Origin of the sequence: Halomonas sp. (assembly GCF_041689495.1) — a bacterium.
Lineage (GTDB): Bacteria > Pseudomonadota > Gammaproteobacteria > Pseudomonadales > Halomonadaceae > Halomonas.
In genome coordinates this window covers 1-3,974 of sequence record NZ_JBDNGD010000338.1, presented here as the reverse complement: position 1 = coordinate 3,974, position 3,974 = coordinate 1, and the positions used below count along the sequence as shown (strand labels likewise).

At 64.9% G+C, this 3,974-nt stretch carries 2 protein-coding genes and 1 pseudogene; 1 reads left to right on the top strand and 2 read right to left on the bottom strand.

The window, feature by feature from the left end:
• Window positions 1-85: 85 nt before the first annotated feature.
• Both ACESMD_RS10775 and ACESMD_RS10770 read right to left on the bottom strand, forming a co-directional pair.
• Window positions 86-2,647, bottom strand: a complete 2,562-nt coding sequence (locus tag ACESMD_RS10775) for a heavy metal translocating P-type ATPase (RefSeq protein ID WP_372613016.1) — start codon at window positions 2,645-2,647, stop codon at window positions 86-88.
• Window positions 2,644-3,087 carry a MerR family DNA-binding protein gene (locus ACESMD_RS10770; RefSeq protein WP_372613014.1) on the bottom strand — a complete coding sequence of 148 codons (444 nt, stop codon included), beginning with the start codon at window positions 3,085-3,087 and terminating at the stop codon, window positions 2,644-2,646. The genes ACESMD_RS10775 and ACESMD_RS10770 overlap by 4 nt, the downstream gene beginning before the upstream one ends.
• 258 nt (window positions 3,088-3,345) lie before the next feature.
• On the opposite strand from ACESMD_RS10770, the pseudogene ACESMD_RS10765 reads away from it, so the two are divergent.
• Window positions 3,346-3,972: pseudogene (locus tag ACESMD_RS10765) on the top strand (OmpP1/FadL family transporter).
• Window positions 3,973-3,974: the final 2 nt, after the last annotated feature.

Genomic DNA, 3,974 nt, shown 5'->3' with positions numbered 1-3,974 from the left:
CTAGGCGGCCCCACCTAGGCGGCCGCCCAGAACCACCAGACGATCAGGGCGATCAGGGCGAGCCCTGCCAGGTTGACGAGCCAGCTCATTGGTCGGCCTCCTTCGCATTGGTGGATCGTTTGCTGTCGCCCCGCGTACTGAACAGGCGCAGCCTGTTGGCGTTGCTGACCACGGTGATCGACGACAGCGACATGGCCGCCCCGGCGATCATCGGCGAGAGCAGGGTGCCGGTGAAGGGATAGAGCACCCCGGCCGCGATGGGGATGCCCAGGGCGTTGTAACCGAAGGCCCCCACCAGGTTCTGCTTGATGTTGGCGAGCGTTGCCCGGCTGATCTCGATGGCGGACGCCACCCCGTGCAGCGAGCCGCGCACCAGGGTGATACCCGCGCTCTCGATGGCCACGTCGGTACCCTGACCGATGGCGAACCCCACGTCGGCACGGGCGAGTGCCGGGGCGTCGTTGATGCCGTCGCCCACCATGCCCACGATCTCGCCATCGCGCTGCAACCGCTCGATCTCGGCGTGCTTGTCCTCGGGCAGGAGTCCGGCGCGGAAGTCGTCGATGCCAACCTCCCGGGCGATGGCGCCGGCGGTATGTTCGTTGTCGCCGGTTAGCATCACCACCTTGAGGCCGTCGGCCTGCAGGCGCTTCACGGCGGCCACGGTGTCATGGCGCAGCGGGTCGCTGATACCGAAGATGGCGGTCAGATTGCCGTCCACGGCGAGATAGACTACGGTGCGTGCCTTCTCCTCCAACTCTCTGGCAACCTCGCGGCCGCTGGCCAGGTCGATGCCGGCCTCTTCCAGCAGGCGGGCATTGCCCAGCAGCAATGGCTTGCCGTCGGTGGTCGTTGCCTTGACGCCCCCGCCGGTGACGGTATCGAAGTCCCGTATCTCGCCGGGCTCGGCCTGCTGTGCTTCCGCGTGCGCCATCAGGGCGGCCGCAAGGGGATGCTCGGAACCGCGCTCCAGAGCCGCCACCAGGCCGAGCATTTCCTGCTCTTCTCCCGCAAGCATTTCCCCCTCGGTGACTCGTGGCTTGCCCTCGGTCAGGGTGCCGGTCTTGTCCACCACCAGGGTGGTGAGCTTGCTGGCGGTCTGCAGGGCATCGCCGGTACGCACCAGCACGCCGTGTTCGGCTGCCTTGCCCACACCGATCATGGTGGAGATCGGCGTGGCCAGTCCCAGGGCGCAGGGACAGGCGATGATCAGCACCGTGGTGGCGGTGACCAGCATATGGATCACCCTGGGTTCCGCACCGAAATTGAACCAGACCAGTGCGGTGATCACGGCGATGATCATCACCGAGGGCACGAAAACGCTCGACACCTGGTCGGCCAGCTGACCGATGGGCGGACGGGAGTTCTGGGCGCTGGCCACCTGTTCGGTGATCTGGCCCAGGCGGGTGTCGGCGCCGACGCGCGTGGCACGATAGACCAGCGAGCCCTTGCCGTTGACCGTGCCGGCGCTGACCTCGTCGCCCTCGTCCTTGGTCACCGGCAGGGGTTCGCCGGTGAGCATGGATTCGTCGATATGGCTCTTGCCCTCGGTCACCTCGCCATCCACAGGCAGGCGTTCGCCGGGGCGCACGCGGATGTGGTCGCCCTCGCGCACCGCGTCGATATCGATCTCGCGTTCCTCACCGTCGCGGATGACCCGGGCGGTGCGGCTCTGCAGGTCGAGCAGCCGCTTGAGGGCCTGGCTGGTGCGGCCCCGGGCACGCAGCTCCAAGGCATTGCCCAGCAGCACCAGGCCGATGATTATCGCCGAGGCCTCGAAGTAGATGCCTCGTGCGACCTCGGGCAGCCAGGGGCCCAAGGCCACCACCGCCATGGAGTAAAGCCAGGCGGTGCCGGTGCCCATGGCAATCAGGGTGTCCATGTTGGCCTGGTGGTGGCGGAAATTCTTCCAGGCGTTGACGAAGAAGTGTCGGCCCGGGAACACCATCACCGCGAGCGTCAGCAGGCCGATCACCAGCCAGTAGAGGCGTCCGCCGCCCACGGGCTGGGGGTGGAAGACGAACACGCTGGCCATCAGCGGCACGGCAAGCGCCAGCGACCAGGCGCTTCCCTTCAGGCGGCGGTGATATTCCCGGTCGTCTCGCTCGGCGCGGGCCTGCTCCGCCTCGCGCATGTCGACGATGGGCTCGGCCCCGTAACCCACGTCCTGCACGGCATGGATCAGCGCATCCGTGTCGGCATTGCCGCGCACCTGGGCGGTGTGGGTGCCGAAGTTGACCTCCGCACTGACCACGCCGGGAGCACGCTCCAGGGCCTGCTGGACGCTCTTCACGCAGCTGGCGCAGGTTATGCCGCTGATCGACAGCCGCCGAGTGATGGCCTGGCGATCCTCGTCTCTGTCGTGTCCGGGAGCCGCCGCCGGCATCTCTGCCGTTGACGCCTGTTCGTGGCCCTCGCCACCCTGCTCGTCATCATCGACCTTGCCTGGCGGGTAACCGGCGTCGCGCAGCACGGTGTCCAGGGTGTCGTCGTCGAGTTTCGTGGTGACGTCCAGACGTTTCTCGTCCGGGATGCCGGTGGCCTCGGCCTGGTCATCCCGGGCCTGGATGGCCTTGCGCATGTTGGAAACGCAGCCCTGGCAGTTCATGCCAGGCACGGTGCGTTCCAGGGAATGTCTGGTGTTCATCGGGTCTCCTTGTGGCCATCGCGGCTGTTGGTCAAGGGGGCTGGGAAGCTCTCGATCAGGCGACACAGGCTGTGGCCATCCGGTGTGCCGTCGGGGATCTCGGTCCAGGCGTCCAGCGCCTCCTCCATGCGCGTGGCCAGTGCTTCGAGTTCCTGAATTCGAGTGCGAATCTCGGGGAGTCGGCTGGCCAACAGGTCGCGCACCATGGGGCAGGGCGAGTCGCCATGGTCGGCGTGGGCCAGGATGTCGCGGATCTCGGCGACGCTGAAGCCCAGAGTGCGGGCGCGCTTGATGAAGCGCAGCCGCTCCAGGTCGGCCTGCCCGAACAGTTGGTAGCCGTTCTCGGGGGCGCGTTCCGGATGCAGCAGCGCCTCGCGGGTGTAGTGACGCACGGTTTCGGCGGTAACGCCGGCCAAGCGTGCCATTTCGCTGACCTTCATCGTTGTTTCCTGAATGAACCTGATGCCAGTAGTCTAAAACCTTTGGGTAACCCATAGGTCAAGCGCCGTCGTGGTATGTGGCCATCGATAGGGGTGGCTTTCTAATCCTTTGAAATATTCATGTTTATTATTTTTTAAGACAAAAGTATTAGCGGTTCTGGGGATTAAAACGAACGTTTGCACTTGAATGGTGGGCGTTGATGGGCGAAAACAAGTTCATACGCAACGCACCATCCAGAGTGCGCTTTACAACACCTCATGCCAGAGGGTGCCGCCATGCATAACAAGTTCAACAAGGTTTCCATCGCCGTCGCTATCGCCTCAACGGCACTGATCGCCTCCCAGGTGGCCGCTTCGGGGTTCCAGGTCCGCGAGCAGAGCGCCAAGACCCTGGCCAATGCTCTCTCCAACGCCGCCGCTGGCGCCGAGGATGCCAGCTTCATGGCCTACAACCCGGCGGCCATCGGCAATATCGATGGGAATCAGGTCGTCGGTGGCCTGGCCTATATCGATGCCAATTTCGAGCTCCGCGATGAAAGCTCCTCCAGCGTCTTCGGCGTGCCCTATGGCTCCGATGCCTCCAGCCAGGGGGGAGAAAGTGCTTGGGTGCCGGCCTTTGCCGCCAAGACCTAACTGAACGAGCAGTTCGACCTGGGTCTGGCCATCTATGCACCCTATGGGCTCTCCACCCATTACGACGAGGACTGGATCGGTCGCTACCATGCCGTCGAGACCGAGCTGACGACCATCGACGTCCAGCCGACCCTGAACTATCGGGCGACCGAGCGCCTGAATCTGGCCGTCGGCCTTCGTGCGCAGTACGCCGATGCCACGCTTTCCAATGCAATGGACCGTGCTTATCCGGTTGTCACACCCACCCACTAGAT

Coding starts and splice junctions, on each gene's coding strand:
- ACESMD_RS10775 (WP_372613016.1), bottom strand. CDS start 2,647: ATGAACACCAGACATTCCCTGGAACGCACCGTGCCTGGCATGAACTGC.
- ACESMD_RS10770 (WP_372613014.1), bottom strand. CDS start 3,087: ATGAAGGTCAGCGAAATGGCACGCTTGGCCGGCGTTACCGCCGAAACC.